At 73.1% G+C, this 15,453-nt stretch carries 12 protein-coding genes; 7 read left to right on the forward strand and 5 right to left on the reverse strand.

Features of this window, described 5'->3' with window-relative positions:
- Nucleotides 1-479: 479 nt before the first annotated feature.
- Nucleotides 480-3,491: a glycoside hydrolase family 84 protein gene (locus tag ABT342_RS04265; RefSeq protein ID WP_351566754.1), complete on the reverse strand. Its 3,012-nt coding sequence runs from the start codon at nt 3,489-3,491 to the stop codon at nt 480-482.
- 224 nt (nt 3,492-3,715) lie between these two features.
- Here ABT342_RS04265 and ABT342_RS04270 point away from each other — a divergent pair, with 224 nt between their 5' ends.
- From ABT342_RS04270 to ABT342_RS04280, 3 genes are read left to right on the forward strand one after another with little or no spacing between them, the layout of a single operon-like run.
- Nucleotides 3,716-3,925 carry a hypothetical protein gene (locus ABT342_RS04270; RefSeq protein ID WP_502965454.1) on the forward strand — a complete coding sequence of 70 codons (210 nt, stop codon included), beginning with the start codon at nt 3,716-3,718 and terminating at the stop codon, nt 3,923-3,925.
- Nucleotides 3,926-6,184, forward strand: a complete 2,259-nt coding sequence (gene malQ, locus ABT342_RS04275) for a 4-alpha-glucanotransferase (RefSeq protein WP_351566757.1) — start codon at nt 3,926-3,928, stop codon at nt 6,182-6,184.
- Nucleotides 6,185-6,204: 20 nt separating this feature from the next.
- Complete coding sequence (locus ABT342_RS04280; RefSeq protein ID WP_351566760.1) at nt 6,205-6,435, forward strand: hypothetical protein; 231 nt, start codon at nt 6,205-6,207, stop codon at nt 6,433-6,435.
- Nucleotides 6,436-6,678: 243 nt separating this feature from the next.
- Here the strand turns inward: ABT342_RS04280 and ABT342_RS04285 are convergent, their stop codons facing one another.
- Nucleotides 6,679-7,176, reverse strand: coding sequence for a MarR family winged helix-turn-helix transcriptional regulator (locus ABT342_RS04285; RefSeq protein ID WP_351566763.1), 498 nt, complete (start codon nt 7,174-7,176; stop codon nt 6,679-6,681).
- Between the two features lie 146 nt (nt 7,177-7,322).
- Between ABT342_RS04285 and ABT342_RS04290 the strand changes: the two genes are divergently transcribed.
- Complete coding sequence (locus ABT342_RS04290; RefSeq protein WP_351566766.1) at nt 7,323-8,255, forward strand: EamA family transporter; 933 nt, start codon at nt 7,323-7,325, stop codon at nt 8,253-8,255.
- 52 nt (nt 8,256-8,307) lie between these two features.
- Nucleotides 8,308-9,240, forward strand: a complete 933-nt coding sequence (locus ABT342_RS04295) for a DMT family transporter (protein WP_502965455.1) — start codon at nt 8,308-8,310, stop codon at nt 9,238-9,240.
- Nucleotides 9,241-9,291: 51 nt separating this feature from the next.
- Here ABT342_RS04295 and ABT342_RS04300 read toward each other — a convergent pair whose 3' ends face one another.
- Nucleotides 9,292-10,470, reverse strand: a complete 1,179-nt coding sequence (locus ABT342_RS04300; protein WP_351566769.1) for a S8 family peptidase — start codon at nt 10,468-10,470, stop codon at nt 9,292-9,294.
- Nucleotides 10,471-10,747: 277 nt separating this feature from the next.
- Between ABT342_RS04300 and ABT342_RS04305 the strand changes: the two genes are divergently transcribed.
- Both ABT342_RS04305 and alc read left to right on the forward strand, forming a co-directional pair.
- The gene (locus tag ABT342_RS04305) at nt 10,748-11,680 is read left to right on the forward strand and encodes a LysR family transcriptional regulator (protein WP_351566771.1); all 933 of its coding nucleotides are present in this window, start codon (nt 10,748-10,750) and stop codon (nt 11,678-11,680) included.
- 60 nt (nt 11,681-11,740) lie between these two features.
- Nucleotides 11,741-12,871 carry an allantoicase gene (alc, locus tag ABT342_RS04310; RefSeq protein WP_351566774.1) on the forward strand — a complete coding sequence of 377 codons (1,131 nt, stop codon included), beginning with the start codon at nt 11,741-11,743 and terminating at the stop codon, nt 12,869-12,871.
- Between the two features lie 37 nt (nt 12,872-12,908).
- Here the strand turns inward: alc and ABT342_RS04315 are convergent, their stop codons facing one another.
- Both ABT342_RS04315 and ABT342_RS04320 read right to left on the reverse strand, forming a co-directional pair.
- Entirely contained in the window at nt 12,909-14,252 is a 1,344-nt protein-coding gene (locus ABT342_RS04315) for a cytochrome P450 (RefSeq protein ID WP_351566777.1), read from the reverse strand.
- Nucleotides 14,242-15,366, reverse strand: coding sequence for a selina-4(15),7(11)-diene synthase (locus ABT342_RS04320; protein WP_351566780.1), 1,125 nt, complete (start codon nt 15,364-15,366; stop codon nt 14,242-14,244). Before ABT342_RS04320 ends, ABT342_RS04315 begins: the two co-directional genes overlap by 11 nt.
- Nucleotides 15,367-15,453 lie beyond the last annotated feature (87 nt).

Here is a 15,453-nt window from a genome sequence, read left to right on the forward strand (position 1 = left end):
GGGGCCGGGTGCGTGCCCCGTACGGGGGGCGCCCCGGCACCGGCCCGGGCGGGGCTGGGTCCGGTGCCTCCTGAGGCACGTACCCGTCTGCGGGCCGGTGGGTGGTTTGTGCCCACCCGTTCCGCCCTGCGGAACGTATGCCCACAAACCGGAAGGACCCGGCCAGGCGCACGGAGGGGGACGCGGCGGGGTCGTGTTCGGGACACTAAAGCGTGATTTGTGGCGCATGACTCAGAGTGCCTTTACGAGGGCCCGCAGGCGCCGTACGGGGGTCTGGGGGTGTCCCCCAGAAGACACAGCATGCCGTCCCGGACACGAGCCCCGGAGCGGCCCCCACAGCAACCGACCCGGACCGGGTCCACCACGACCGCCCCGAGGTGCACGGCCCGGCACGGGCCGACCACGACCGGCCCGAGGTGCACGGCCCGGCACGGGCCCACCATGATCGCCCGGCAACACCGACGAGCGGAGCAGTCTCGTCAGTCCGCGACCGCGTACGCCTCCGCCGACCACAGCGAGTAGCCGTACGGCGTCGCCCGCGCGTCCCCCTGGACGCGGAGGAACCGCGTGCCGGGCGCGTCCAGGCGGACGACCTCCCGCCCGCCCCGGCCGTCGCGGACCGTGGCCGCCGTGCGCCACGTCCGGCCGTCCCCGGACACCTGGACCCGGTACTTGGTCGCGTACGCGTCCTGCCAGTGCAGCACCACCTGCCCCACCCGCGCCGGCGCCGCCAGCTCCGCCTGCCACCACGCGCCGTCCTCCGCCGGGGACGACCACCGCGTCGCGGGGTCGCCGTCGACGGCCGACGAGGCCGGGAAGTCGGGCGTCTCGTCCCCGGACGAGGAAGCCGTGGCCGTCCGCAGCAGATCGGGCCCATCGGTCTTCGGATACGCCCGCACCGTCAGCGTGCGCTCCTCGCCGGCGAAGGCGACCGGCACCCGGTACTCCCCGGACGGCGTCCCCGGCGGGACGGTGACCTCGACCGGCACGGCCGTACGCGCACCCCGGGGCACCCGGACCTCCGGCGGGACCGTCACCGTGATCCCCGGCGGGGCCTTCGCGGTGAGCGCCCCGCGCACCTCGTCGGGCCGCCGCGCCGAGACGTACGCCTCGGTCCGCTGCGGCCCGCCCCCGATCGCCGCGTCCAGTTCGCCCCGTACGAGTGCCAGCCCGGCACGCGGCTCGTCCGCGAACCACGGCACCAGCCGCCGCACGACCGGCGCCGCGTCCGCGTCGCCGGACCACGCGATCCGTACGGCGTCCGCGCGCAGCCCGCGCCCCGCCGTCTGGGTCCAGCCGGACGGGGCGAGCGCGCCCAGCGGCCGCCAGCCCTGGCCCGGCACATGGGCCTCCAGCCGCCCGGTGGCCCCCTCCCCGCCGGGCTCGGCCATCGCGGTGAGCGCCTCGACGGGCCGCGCGCGGTCGAGCCGTACGGTGTACGCGGAGGCGGTACGGCTCACCGACCCGGCCGGCCGGTCCGCGCCCGTCCAGGCCGCCGACTCCTTGGCCGCCCGGTCCAGGAACGGATCCAGCACGCCCTTGCCGACGGTCACCCGCTGCCCGGCGATCTCCTTCCGCAGCGGCTCCAGGGCCAGCGAGGCCGCCCAGGCGGCCTGCCCGTCGCCGCGGGCCTGGGCCTGAAGCATGTCGACCGCGAGTTCCCCGGCCTGTCCGTAGCGGCCCAACTGCTCGGCCCACGGCCGTACTTCGGCATCCAGCCCTGCGAGCCGCCCCGGCGCGTTCCGCATGACCGTGAACGCGGCCCGCAGCCGCACCGCCGCCTCGCCCCGCGAACCAGGACCCGTACCCGTACCCGTACCCGTACCCGCACCGGCCCCCGAACCCGCACCCGCCCCCGCTTCCGCCGCCGCCCCCGCACTCCCACCCGTCGTGCTCCGCGCCCGCCAGAACTCGGCCATGAGCGGCCGCAGATACGCGGACTCGTTCGTGCTGAGGATCGACGACGCGTGGTTCCCGGCGAGCGCGCCGAGCGCCTCCCGGGTCTTCGGGTCGCCGCCCGCGAGATCGGCTATCGCCGCCTGCCAGGACTCCTGGGGCTGGTACCCCTTCGGGTTCCAGGCGTAGTCGGCGGCGGTGAAGAGGGGGATGCGGGACGCGGTGGCCTGCTCCATGGCGTTGGCGAGCAGCGCGGCCGAGCCGGTCGCGACGGCCGGCTCGCGACCGGTGTAGGGGCCGAGGAAGATGCGGTCCTGGGCGTAGTCGTTGACCGGGTAGTTGTCCATGGTCACCAGCGGGTGCCGGAACACCTCGCGCGCACCGGCCAGTTCCCGCCCGGTGATGGTGCGCGGTACGACCCCGACACCGGTCCACGCGACCTGTACGCGGCTGTCCAGCGCGTCGGCGAGTGCCCGCCGGTAGTCGGTGGCGCCGTCCTGGTAGAACTCGGTCGGCATGACCGTGAGCGGCTCGGCCCCGGGATAGCGGTCGGCCAGATGCCGGGCCAGTTCCCCGGCCAGCCGCGCCTGCGCCTCCGCCGCGGCCTCGGGCCCCGAGCCGAAGGTGTCGGCGTCGTCGTCGCAGTGCCACTCGCTGTAGCTGACGTCCTGGAACTGCAACTGGAAGGCGCGCACGCCGAGCGCCCACATGGCGTCGACCTTGCGCTTGAGGGCCTTGACGTCGTCGGCGGATGCCATGCACATGGACTGGGCGGGGGCGACGGCCCAGGCGAGCGTCACATGGTTGGCGCGGGCCCGCTCGGAGAGTTCCCGGAAGGCCGTACGCTCCGCAGCCGGGTACACCTCGCGCCAGCGGGCCTGCCGGAACGGATCGTCGCCGGGGGCGTACAAGTAACGGTTCTGCTTGGTGCGGCCCATGAAGTCGAGCTGCGCGAGGCGCTGTTCGTGGCTCCAAGGCTGTCCGTAGAAACCTTCCGTCAGCCCGCGTACGGCGGTGCCGGGCCAGTCGCGTACGACGACCCCGGCGACCGAGCCGTCGTCGCCGACCAGCTGACGGAGTGTCTGCGCGCCGTGGAACAGCCCGTCGGCCCCGACGCCGTCCAGGGCGATGGTGTCCCGCCCGGTGACGCGGCCCACGGCGATGCGGTAGCCGCCGGCGGGCAGATCGGTGCGTTCGGGTGCGCGCAGGGCGCGCAGGGCCTCCTGCGCGCCGGTGCCACCGAGGTGGACGACGGGGCCGCGGCCGGGCAGCGAGCTGTGCACGGTCCGTACGCCCGCGGCGCGCAGCAGCGCGCGTACGGACTCGACGGCGTACGGATCGGCACCGGGCGCGGCGATGAGCGTGACGTCCGCACCGAGGCGCACGGAGCCGCCGGCGGCCTTCAGCGACTGCGGTCGCGGCCATACGGCGGGCGGTGTCGCGTCGCCCTCGCGGTCGGGAACGGTGTCGGCGGTGGCGGCGGGCGCGCCGGGGACGCCGGGGGCCGCGACGGCGCCGGGAGCGGTGCCGAGCAGTCCGCCGATCACGGCGACGGCGACGGCGGTGGCCGTCTGCTTGCTGCGCCCGAACCGCACGTCAGTCCCCTCTCGCCGGCAAACCGAATGCGAGCCCACCACCCGTGCGGTGAGGGTGTCAACGCGTGCGCCGGTTGTGTCCCCTTTGCCCTCCGGCGCGCGCGTTCTGTTCAACTGCCGTACCCGCTTCCGTAGGTGCAGCAGAATGTGACACGGAACACGTTGACGAATGGTCTACGTCTGCGGCCGCGCCTACGGGGTAGGGCTGCACTGTCCTGTTGTCCATGTTGAGGGAGGCCCCCGTGGCCGCTTCCGCGCTTCTGCTCTCCGCCCTGTCCAAACCGACGCTGCTGCCGGGCCCGCTGACCAGCGAGCCCCCGCTTGCCGACGCCGCCCCGCTGACCAGCGAGCCCCCGCTCGCCGCCCCCGCGCCCCTCACCAGCGAACCGACCGCCCCCGGCACCGCCGGCGGCACGGAGCCCCCAGGAGTCTGAATGGGCCTGGCCCGGCTCGCCGCGCTGCACGGTGTCGCCACCACGCACTCGCCGTCGGCGGGTGTCACCGTCCCCGTCCCCGACTCCACGGTCGTCTCCGTACTCGCCGCGCTGGGAGTGGACGCCACCACGCCCGAGGCGGTACGGGTCGCCCTGACCGCGGCCGAGTCGTCCGCCGCGCGCCGGCTGCTCCCGCCGACGGTCGTCCTCTGGCTCCCGGCCACGGAGCCCCCCGCCCCCCTCCCGCGCGGCACACGCGTCCGGGTGCGCCTGGAGTCCGGCGCCACGACGGAATGGCACGAACCGGCACCACGATCGCCGGCGCCCGGCGTGTCCGACGCCGACGAGCCGGCTCCCGGCGACCCCGCTCCCGGCGCGGCCGTGGCGCCGGGCGAGCCTGTGCACGACGAGCCCGTGCACGACGAGCCCGTGCACGACGAGCCCGCCGCCCCGCCCGCCGGGGCCCCCGGCTGGGACCGGTTGCCGGCCGGGGTGCACCGGCTGGTCGTCCGGACTCCCGACGGGCGTGACGCCCGTGCCACGCTCGTCGTCACGCCCGCGGGTGCGCCGCGGGCGCCGGAGCGGGCCCACGGGTTTCTCGTCCAGCTGTACTCGCTGCTGTCCGGGCGGTCGTGGGGGATGGGCGACCTCGGGGACCTGGCGGAGCTGGCGGCGTGGGCCGGGCGGGCGTTCGGGGCCGGGTTCGTGCAGGTCAATCCGCTGCACGCGGCGGTGCCGGGCGCGCCGACCGATCCGTCGCCGTACCGGCCGTCCTCCCGCCGCTTCCCCGACCCCGTCCATCTGCGGATCGAGGACATCCCCGAGTACGCGTACGTCGGCGGCCAGGACCGCGTCCGGCTGGACGCGCTCGTCGAGAAGGCCGGCCACCTGCGTGCCTCCGTACTCGACAAGGGAGCGCTGATCGACCGCGACGCCGTCTGGGAGCTCAAGCTCCGGGCGCTGGAGCTGGTGCTGCGCATCCCGCTCGGCCCCGGCAGACGGGCCGCGTACTGCGACTTCCTGGCCGCGCGCGGCCAGGCGCTGGACGATCACGCCACCTGGTGCGCGCTGGCCGAGGTGTACGGCTCCGACTGGCGCTCCTGGCCCGCCGGCCTGCGTGACCCGCGCTCGCCCGAGACCGCCCGCGCCCGGGGCGAGCTGATGGACCGGGTCGACTTCCACTGCCGCCTCGCCTGGCTGACCGACGAGCAGCTGGCCGCCGCCTCCCGGGCGGCCCGGGACGCCGGGATGGCCGTCGGCATCGTCCACGACCTCGCCGTCGGGGTGCACCCGGACGGCGCGGACTCCTGGGCGCAGCAGGACGCCTTCGCCGCCGGGATGTCCATCGGCGCGCCCCCGGACGCGTTCAACGCGCGCGGCCAGGACTGGGGCCTGCCCCCCTGGCGCCCGGACGTGCTGGCCGCCTCCGGCTACGCCCCCTACCGCGATCTGCTGCGCGGACTGCTGCGCCACGCGGGCGCCCTGCGCATCGACCACGTCATGGGCCTGTTCCGGCTCTGGTGGGTGCCGAGCGGCGCCGAACCGACCGAGGGCACGTACGTCCGCTACGACGCCGAGGCGATGCTCGCCGTCCTCGTCCTGGAGGCCCACCGCGCCGGCGCCGTCGTCATAGGGGAGGACCTCGGCACGGTCGAACCGGGCGTGCGCGAGACCCTCACGCGCCGGGGCGTGCTCGGCACCTCGGTGATGTGGTTCGAGCGCGACTGGGCCGGCAACGGCCGCCCGCTGCCCCCGGAGGCCTGGCGCGAGGGGTGCGTGGCGACGGCGACGACCCACGATCTGCCGTCCACCGCGGCCCGCCTCACCGGTGGGCACGTGGACCTGCGCCACCGGCTGGGGCTGCTCGCCCGGCCACTGGAGCAGGAGCGTACGGAGGACTCCGCGGAGGTCGCCGAGTGGCGCGGCTATCTGACCCGGCTCGGCCTGCTGCCCGAGGGCACGCACGACGAGGAGGGCGAGATCCGGGCCGTCCATCGATTCCTGCTGCGCACCCCGGCCCGGATGGTTGGCATCTGGCTGCCGGACACGGTGGGGGACCGGCGGCCGCAGAATCTGCCCGGCACCTGGGACCAGTATCCGAACTGGCGGCTGCCCGTCGCGGATGCCGAGGGCCGTCCGCTGAGCCTGGAGGAGCTGGCCGCGTCGCCCCGGCTGCACGCGCTGATGGAGGTGTTCCGGCCGCCCGGTCGATCCCGCGGAGCTCCCCGTACGGGCACCCCGGACGCGCGGCTCGTATGACCGTTCGCTACTTTGGCACCGTGGACAAGAAAAACGCCCTGCGCACCGGCGCCGTCGCGGCCGGTACGACGCTGATGATGCTGCTCATGTCGTCCCCCGCGCTCGCGCTCACCCGCGACGACGGCGACGACCCGGGTCCGGGCCTGAGCGTGGGCGAGACGCTCGGCCTGTACGTCGTTCTGCCGATCGTCCTCTTCCTGGTGATCGCCGGCCTGGTGATGGTCCTCGACAAGTCCCGGAAGCAAGCCTGACGCGATAGACCAGCACGAGGGCGCCGCACGGTGGGCATACCGTGCGGCGCCCTCGCGCGTTCACGTACCGGATCACGCCCCAACAGGCCCCGACCGGGCACGCCCCCTAGCGGCCCCCACCGGCCACGCCCCTACCGGGTCACGCCCCTACCGGGTCACGCCCCTACCGGGTCACGCCCCTACCGGGTCACGCCTCCACCGGGCACGCCCCCAACAGGCCCCCACCGGTCAGGCCCGACCGGGTCACGCCCCCATCGAGTCGAGCAGCTTCCGCAGCAGCCCGGCCAGCTGCTCCGCCTCATCCGCGTCGAGCGCGCCCTCCAGGGCCTCCCGCTGTGCCGACAGCCCGGCGCCCACGGCCTGGTCCACCAGCTCCCGCCCCCGCTCGCTGAGCGTCACCCGCAGTCCGCGCCGGTCGTGCGGATCGGGGCTGCGGCTCAGCAGCCCGGCCCGCTCCAGCTTGTCGAGCCGCCCGGTCATCCCGCCCGTCGTCAGCATCAGCGTCGCCGACAGCTCGCGCGGTGAGAGCGTGTACGGCTCTCCCGACCGCCGCAGGGTCGCCAGTACGTCGAACTCGCCGCGCGAGATGCCGAAGGGCGCGTACGCCTTGTCGATCCGGGCGGCCATGGCGCTCGACAGCCGGTAGATCCGTCCGAAGACGGCCATCGGAACGGTGTCGAGGTCGGGCCGTACCACTGCCCATTGCGCGGTGATCGCGTCCACGGGGTCCTGAGAGTCCATGACCGCAGTGTCCCGTCCCTCCCGCTCGTCGGCAAGTAAGCGACAAGGAAGTTTCTTACGAGAAAGCTGCTTGCGGATAAGTGGCTTAGCTGTAAGCTACTTATCACCGAGCTACTTCCTGGCACTGCGATTCGGAGGGGACGACCATGTCCCGCAAGGCCACCGTCATAGCCCTGACCGCCCTCGCCCCCATCTCCTGGGGCACCACCTATGCCGTCACCACGGAGTTCCTGCCGCCGGACCGGCCGCTGTTCACGGGTCTGGTGCGCGCGCTGCCGGCGGGACTGCTCCTCCTCGGGCTCACCCGCACGCTCCCGCGCGGTGCCTGGTGGTGGAAGTCGGCGGTGCTCGGCGCGCTCAACATCGGCGCGTTCTTCCCGCTGCTCTTCCTCGCCGCGTACCGCCTGCCGGGCGGGCTCGCCGCCGTCGTCGGCTCGGTCGGCCCGCTCTTCGTCGTGGGCCTCGCCGCCCTGCTGCTCGGTGAGCGGCCGACCGTGCGGGGGCTGCTCGCCGCGATCGCCGCGGCGTTCGGTGTCAGCCTCGTCGTCCTCAAGGCGGCCGGCGCGCTCGACCTGGTGGGCATCCTCGCCGGACTCGCCTCCACCGCCTCGATGTCCTCGGGCACGGTCCTCACCAAGCGCTGGGGCCGGCCCGAGGGTGTCGGCCCGCTCGCCCTGACCGGCTGGCAGCTCACCGCGGGCGGACTTCTGATCGCCCCGGTCGCGCTCATCGTCGAGGGTGCGCCGCCCGCGCTCGACGGCCGCGCCGTGGCCGGATACGCGTACCTCGCCCTCGCCAACACCGCCGTCGGCTACTGGCTCTGGTTCCGCGGCATCGGGCAGCTCACCGCCACCTCCGCCACGCTCCTCGGCCCGCTCTCCCCGATCACCGCGGCCGTCATCGGCTGGGCGGCGCTCGGCCAGGCCCTGACGGCGGTCCAGCTGACGGGCATGGTGATCGCGTTCGCCGCGACCGTGGTCGGTCAGCTCCCGTCGCGATCCTCCCGATCGTTCAAGAATTCTGAAGGGATCGATCAAAAAGATTCGATGGACCTGAGCGTTCCGGAACTGCGACGGTAGAGCCCGCAACGAGACCGAGTCCCCACCGGGGGAGAGAGGCAAGGGATACGCCGTGGCACTCCTGGACCGCGTCCGCGTCATCGAACCGACGACCGCCACGAGGAGGGTGAAGCAGGCCTCCGGCCTCGGCGTCCTCCTCGCGGTCGTCGCGACGGTCGTCTGGTCGGGGAGCTTCGTCGCCGCCCGTGCCCTCCACGACTCCGTGCCGCCCGTCCAGCACGCCTTCTGGCGCTGGATCATCGCCATCGCGGCGGTCGCGCCCTTCGCGGCCCGGGAGACCTGGCGGCAGCGGCGTCTGATCCGCCGCCACCTCGGTTTCGTGACCCTCGCCTCGCTGCTCGGCGTCACCGTCTACAACACCCTCGTCAACCAGGCCGGAGTCTCCACCACGGCGGGGAACATGGGCATGATCATGGCCGCGTCGCCGGTCCTCATGGCCCTGTACGAACGTCTCGGCGGCACCCGTCTCGGCGCCCGCCGGGTGGTGGGCATGACGATCGCCTGCGCCGGCGTGCTGCTGCTCGTCAGCAAGGGCTCGCTCGCCCTGGAGTTCACCACCGGCGACCTGTGGGTCATGGCGGGCGCGGTCGCCTTCGCCTCCTACAGCGCCCTGCTCAAGCGCCGCCCGGCCGAACTCGGCGGGCTCACCTTCCTCTTCACCACCTTCGTCCTCGGCGCGCTGATGCTGCTGCCGGTCTTCCTGGTCAGCCTCGCCGTCCAGGGCGGCTTCCAGCCCACGGCGGGGACGGTCGGACCCCTCGTGTACGTCGGTGTCCTCTCGTCGGCCGTCGCCTTCTTCGCCTGGAACAAGGCGATCGCCCTGGTCGGCGCGGCGCGGGCGGGGATCGTGTACTACCTCCAGCCGGTGTGCGTGGCGCTGCTGTCCTTCGCGATCATCGACGAGCCGTTCGGGGCCTTGCAGGGGCTGTGCCTGGTGCTGATCCTCGGCGGAGTGATGCTGGGCTCGGCGCGGGGAACGGACTGAGGCGAGGGTGGCGGGGCTTGTACCCCGCCACACTCTCCTGCGCGCGTGTGCTCACAGACCGCCGCTGAACAGCAGCCGGTTGGGCGAGCCCTGGGAGATGTTCAGGACCGCGTTCGGCGTGGCCTGCGCGACGATCCAGTCCGTGACCGCCTGCGCGTCGGCGTCCGGATGCGCCGCCTTGTAGAGCGCGGCGATCCCGGCGACGTGCGGCGAGGACATCGAGGTGCCGTTCATGGTGGTGCTCCCGCCGCCCATCCGGGCGGAGACGATCTCGCTGCCGGGGGCGTAGAGGTCGAGACACTCGCCGTAGTTGCTGTAGTCCGTCTCGCTGTCCGTACGGTCGGTCGCGCCGACCGTGACGACATGGGCGGCGCTGGCCGGCGAGATGCCGCAGGCGTCCTCGGCCGAGTTCCCGGCCGCGATCACCGGCAGGACCCCGCTGGCGAACACCGTGTCGGCAGCGGCGTTCGCGGCGGGGGAGGTGGAGCCGCCGAGCGAGGCGTTCAGTACGGCGGGCTGCTTGGCGTTCTTCGCGACCCAGTCCAGGCCCGCGATGATCCCGGACCAGGTCCCCTCGCCGTTGCAGTCGAGCACCCGCACGCTGACCAGTGAGGCCTCGGGCGCGACTCCGTACGTCGCTCCGCCCGCGGTGCCCGCCACGTGCGTCCCGTGCCCCTCGCAGTCCTGCCCGCCCCGCCCGTCCCCGATCGCGTCGAACCCGGCCGTGGCGCGCCCGCCGAACTCGCTGTGCCCGAAGTCGATCCCGGTGTCGACGACGTACACCGTGGCGCCCTTGCCGGTGCCGCTCACCCCGAACTGACCGTCCAGCGGGAGCGTGCGCTGGTCGACCCGGTCCAGCCCCCAGCTGGCGGCGGCCTTGCGCAGTTCCCTCGTGTCGTGTGCGGAGACCTTCGAGTCCTCCTCCACGGCCTTGACCCCGGGCACCAGCCGCACCGCGTTCAGCTGGTCCGGGCTCAGCGTCGCGGAGAAGCCCCGCATGGCCCGGTTGTACGTGAACCTGCGCTTCACCCCGGTCTGTCTGGCGACGTCGGCCGGGTCGGCCCCGGCCTCCAGCGAGACGATGTAACTGCCCTTCAGCGGCTCCGCCGACCGGTGCAGCGGCGCGGGCGCCGTGCCGTCGTGAAGGTCCTGGGCCGCGACGGCCTCGGGGGCGGTCAACGACAGGGCGGTGAGCAGCGAGGCGGCCGCGCAGCGCGCGTACAGTCGCATGGGTACTCCCATCGGATCGATGATGATCAGGTCACCGCTTTATTCGACCGGCCCCGGGCGGTGCTTGAGCGAGTGTCAGCCGTTCGCGCGTCAGCGGCCGCGAATGCCCCTCGTGACGGGCCTCGGGTGGCTGATACGACGCCGAACCCGACCCGAACCCGACCCGGACCCGGACCCGACCCGGACCTGACCCCCGACCTGCCCTTGCCCTGGGCCCAGGTCCGGTCGGTGCCGGCGGCCCCGCGCTCCTCGCGCGGGGCCGCTGTAGGTTGCGGGCATGGCCGAGTGGGACAAGTGGGACGTCAAGAAGCTGCAGATCCTCCGTACGCTGCGGGATCGCGGCACCGTGACCGCGACCGCCGACGCGCTGCTCATGACGCCGTCCGCGGTGTCGCAGCAGCTGACCAACCTCGCCAAGCAGCTCGGCGTCCAGCTGCTGGAGGCGCACGGGCGGCGGGTGCGGCTCACCGACGCGGCCCACCTGGTGCTGCGGCACGCGGAGGCGGTGTTCGCGCAGTTGGAGCGGGCCGACGCGGAGCTGGCCGGCTATCTGCAGGGGGAGGCGGGGCAGGTGAGGGTCGGGGCGTTCTCGACGGCCGTGCCCGCGCTGGTCGTGCCCGCCGTGCGGCGGCTGCGTGCCGAGCATCCGGCCCTGGAGGTACGGGTGCGGGAGGCGGAGGCGGCGGAGGCGTACGAGCTGCTGTCCGCCGGGGACGTGGACCTGGCCCTGTCGCTCGCCGCGCACGCGCCGACCGCGCGCGACCCGAAGTTCACGCGCGTACCGCTGTTCGCCGATCCGCTGGACGTCGCGCTGCCGGCCGGTCATCCGCTCGCCGCCGAGCCGGGGCTGCGGCTGGCGGATCTGTCGCGGGAGCCGTGGATCTTCGGGGGCAGCGGGCCCTGGTCGGAGATCACGATCGCGGCGTGCGAGGCGGCCGGGTTCATGCCCGAGCAGGCGCACTCCGCGTCCGGCTGGGACGCGATCCTCGCGATGGTGGAGGCGGGGATGGGTGTGGCACTGGTGCCGAGGATGGTGGCGGCGGACCCGTTCCTCGGGGTCGTGACGCGGGTGCTCGGCGTGGACCAGCCGCGCCGTCATGTGATCGCGGCGGTGCGCCGTGGCGCGGAGGAGGGCGCGGGCGTGGCGCACGTACTGGCCGCGTTGCGGCAGGTGGTCTTGACACGGACCTCAACCGTTCAGTCCAGCTGAAAGGACTGTGCGGAAACATTCGATGGACCTGGGGTGTCGGTGGGCGGCACAGTCGTCCGTATGACAAACGCCGCGCACGCCGAAGACCCTCACACCAACGACGCCGCCCCCTACGCCGGCGGTGACCCCTACGCCGACTACCGCGCCGGGTACTTCCCGTTCACCGAGCTCGTCGACCTCGCCGACCGCCGCCTCGGGGCCGGAGTCGTCGCCGCCAACGACGAGTTCTTCGCCGAGCGCGAGAACCTGCTCGTGCGGGAGGCCGCCGTCTTCGACCCCGAGCGGTTCGGGCACAAGGGCAAGATCATGGACGGCTGGGAGACCCGCCGCCGCCGGGGCGCGGACGAGGAGCACACCTTCCCGGAGCCGGACGAGCACGACTGGGCCATCGTCCGGCTCGGCGCGCCCGGCGTCATCCGGGGGATCGTCGTGGACACCGCGCACTTCCGGGGCAACTACCCGCAGCGCGTCTCCGTCCAGGCCGCGGCCGTCGAGGGATCCCCGAGCCCCGCGCGGCTGCTCGCCGACGACGTGAAGTGGGAGGAGCTCGTCCCGCCGACCCCCGTACGCGGCCACGCCGCCAACGGCTTCGAGATCACCTCCGAGCGCCGCTGGACGCACATCCGGCTCTGCCAGCACCCCGACGGCGGCATCGCCCGGCTGCGCGTGCACGGTGAGGTCGTGCCGGACCCCGAGTGGCTGGGGCTGCTCGGAACCTTCGATCTCGTCTCCGTACTCAACGGCGGGGTGTACGAGGACGCTTCGGACAAGTTCTACTCGTCGCCGACGCAGATCATCCTGCCCGGCACCTCCCGCAAGATGGACGACGGCTGGGAGAACCGCCGCCGCCGGGTCCGGGGCACGAACGACTGGGTGCGGTTCCGGCTCGTCGCGCAGGGGGCGATCCGGGCCGTGGAGATCGACACCGCGTACCTGAAGGGGAACTCGGCCGGCTGGATCGCGCTCAGCGGCCGCAACGGCGAGACCGGCGAGTGGTTCGAGATCATCCCGCGCTCCCGGCTGGAGCCCGACACCCTGCACCGCTTCCCGCTGGCGGCGCAGGCGATCGCGACCCACGTACGGCTCGACGCGTTTCCGGACGGAGGGGTGGCGCGGATGCGGCTGCACGGGGCGCTCACCGCGGCGGGCGAGGCGGAACTGCGGGCGCGGTACGGCGATGTGACGGAGTGAGACGGAAGGGCCCGGCCGAATCGGCCGGGCCCTTGCGTCACGCGTCTCTGGGGAGCACCGTCATCGGCACATGGTCGGGGTGCGCCATCGCCGAGGCCGCCGCCTTGGGCGTATGGCCGGGGACCGGCCGCAGCTTCCAGCGGCGCAGGACCGTCGCCAGGACGATGCTCGCCTCCGTCCAGGAGAAGGCGTCCCCGATGCACTTCCGGTTGCCCGCGCCGAAGGGAACGTACTCGTCGCGCCCCAGGCCCGCCTTGCGCTCCGGCAACCACCGGTCGGGATCGAAGCGGTCGGGCTCGTCGAAGAGCTCCGGATCCCGGTGCAGGGCGTAGAGGCTGAACGCGACCTCGGCACCGGCCGGGATCGTGAACCCGCCGAGCTCCACCTCGGTCGTGGTGCGGCGCATCAGCATGGTCACGCCGTACAGCCGGATCGTCTCGTCGAGCACCCGCCGGATCGCCGGGAGACGGGGGATGTCCCCGGCGGTCACCGGCCGGTCGCCGACGACCTCGTCGATCTCGGCCACCAGCTGCTTCTCGACCTCAGGATGCCGGGCCAGCTCATGGAAGGCCCAGGCGAGCGTGGAGGCGGTGGTCTCGGTGCCGGCGAAGAGGATGGTGACGATCTGGTCGCGCACCTCGGTGTCCGTGAGAGCCTCCCCGGTGTCCGCGTCCCGGGCCGAGAGCAGTACCGAGAGCAGGTCCGGCTGGTCCGTCTGCCCCGACTTCCGCGTCGAGGCGATCACCTCGTCGATGACCTCGCGCATGCGCGAGGCGGCGGCGTCGAACTCCCGGTTGGGACGGATGGGCAGCCGGTCGAGGAACTTCGGCGACGCGGCGCGTATCAGCATGTTTTTCAGGATGATGGGGAAGTTCCGGCGCACGGCCTCGACCGCGGGCCGGCCGAGGTCCGCCGAGAACATCGTCTCCGCCAGCGTCTCGATCGTGTACTCGCTCATCACCTGCTCGACGGCGATCTCCTGCCCTGGTGTCCAGGACTCGGTGAGCGCCAACGCGCGCTCGCTCATGATCGACGCGTAGCCCGCGATGCGCTGCTGGTGGAACATGGGCTGCATCAGCCGTCGGTGCTTGCGGTGGGTCTCACCGCCCGAGTTCGCCAGACCGTTGCCGACGAGCGGGCGCACGCGGTCGAAGAGCCGGCCCTTCTCCATGTTGCGCGCCTGTTTGACGGTCACCTCGTTCACCACCCGCGCGCTGGTCGCGACGTACATGGGCATGGTCCCGAGGTCGACCCGGACCAGTTCCCCGCTGGCGCGCAGGGAACCGAGGAAGCCGAGCGGGTCGCGCCACAGCTTCAGGGCGTGCCCGAGAAGCGGCACCGCGCCGGGCGCGCGGGGAACCACCTGCGACTCAACGGCCACCGACGAGTCCTTTGCTCTGGGCGGACTGCTGGGACGGCACTCGACCGCCGGGCGTCGCGTTCCTGGTGGGGAGCAGTCCCCACCACCACGAGATCGAGGGGATGTCGAGCGGCTCGTCGCTGTCGTCGGTGGGGGTGTCGGTGAACACCGACGGCATGTTCGCCGGATCGTCGGGGGTGGTGTAGCGCACCGAGCTGATGCCCCAGTCCTGGGCGCCGCGTATGAAGCAGCCCAGGCTGTGGAGGTACTGCCGAAGCTGCGGGCTGCCCTGCTCCGCAAGCTGCTCGCTCACCTTCATGAACAGGCGCATCACGCGGTCGCGCTGGGAGATCGCCAGATCCAGGGCCTCGGCCGGGGTGAGGCGGCGTTCCTCCTCCAGCACCCGCAGGGCGTTGAGGTAGTAGTCCTTGGTGCTGCGCTCCTTGTGGTACGAGAAGATGTCGTTGTCCCAGGTGATGATGAACGACGCCATCTCGGCCACGGCGCGCACCGCGGTGTGGTCCCGCTCGTGCGGCTGGAGTTCGTAGCCGTGGCCCATCTCCAGCATCGGGAGCACCACGGAGGTCGCGCCGTCGTAAAGGCGCATCAGGGTGTAGTCGTTGAGGTCGGGCACGGTGCCCGCGCGGCGGTGGGCGGCTTCCCACACGACCGAGAAGAAGTACTCGCGCAGGGCGTCCACCCAGCGGGCCGTCTGGCCGGCGGTGCCGAACCGGTCCACTCTCAGGCGCAGATCGCGCAGGCCGGCCGCGAGCGGGTCGTCCTCCAGCATCGGGGCCTCGGGGTTCTGGGCGACCCGGATGAGGCGGTGCAGCAGGCCGGCCAGCTCGCCGGGCCGGCGGCCCAGTTCGCCCTCCTCGCAGTGGCCGTCGTCCACGCCGAAGAGCCACAGCACGAAGTCGGAGAGGAGCGAGACGACTTCCTCCCGGCCCTCCGGCAGGATCCTGGCGCAGAACGTGCCGATGTCGTGCCTGACGAGCCTGGACCTCAGCTCCTCGGAGCCGATGCGAAACGTTTCGGCCCAGGCCGCCGTCTGGACGTCTATGTCGGCGTGCCGAGGATGGATCGCCGGGGGGATGGGAGAGAAGATCGGCGGAACTATGAGCTCAGGCCCCACTTTCGGCCATCCTCTCGGGTCGGTACGGTGCGGTCTCTGTTGTCACACCAGTAACTTGGTCACCAGAAGTGATCAACTATTGCGCAT

The organism is Streptomyces sp. NPDC000410, assembly GCF_040300305.1.
Classification (GTDB): Bacteria; Actinomycetota; Actinomycetes; order Streptomycetales; family Streptomycetaceae; genus Streptomyces.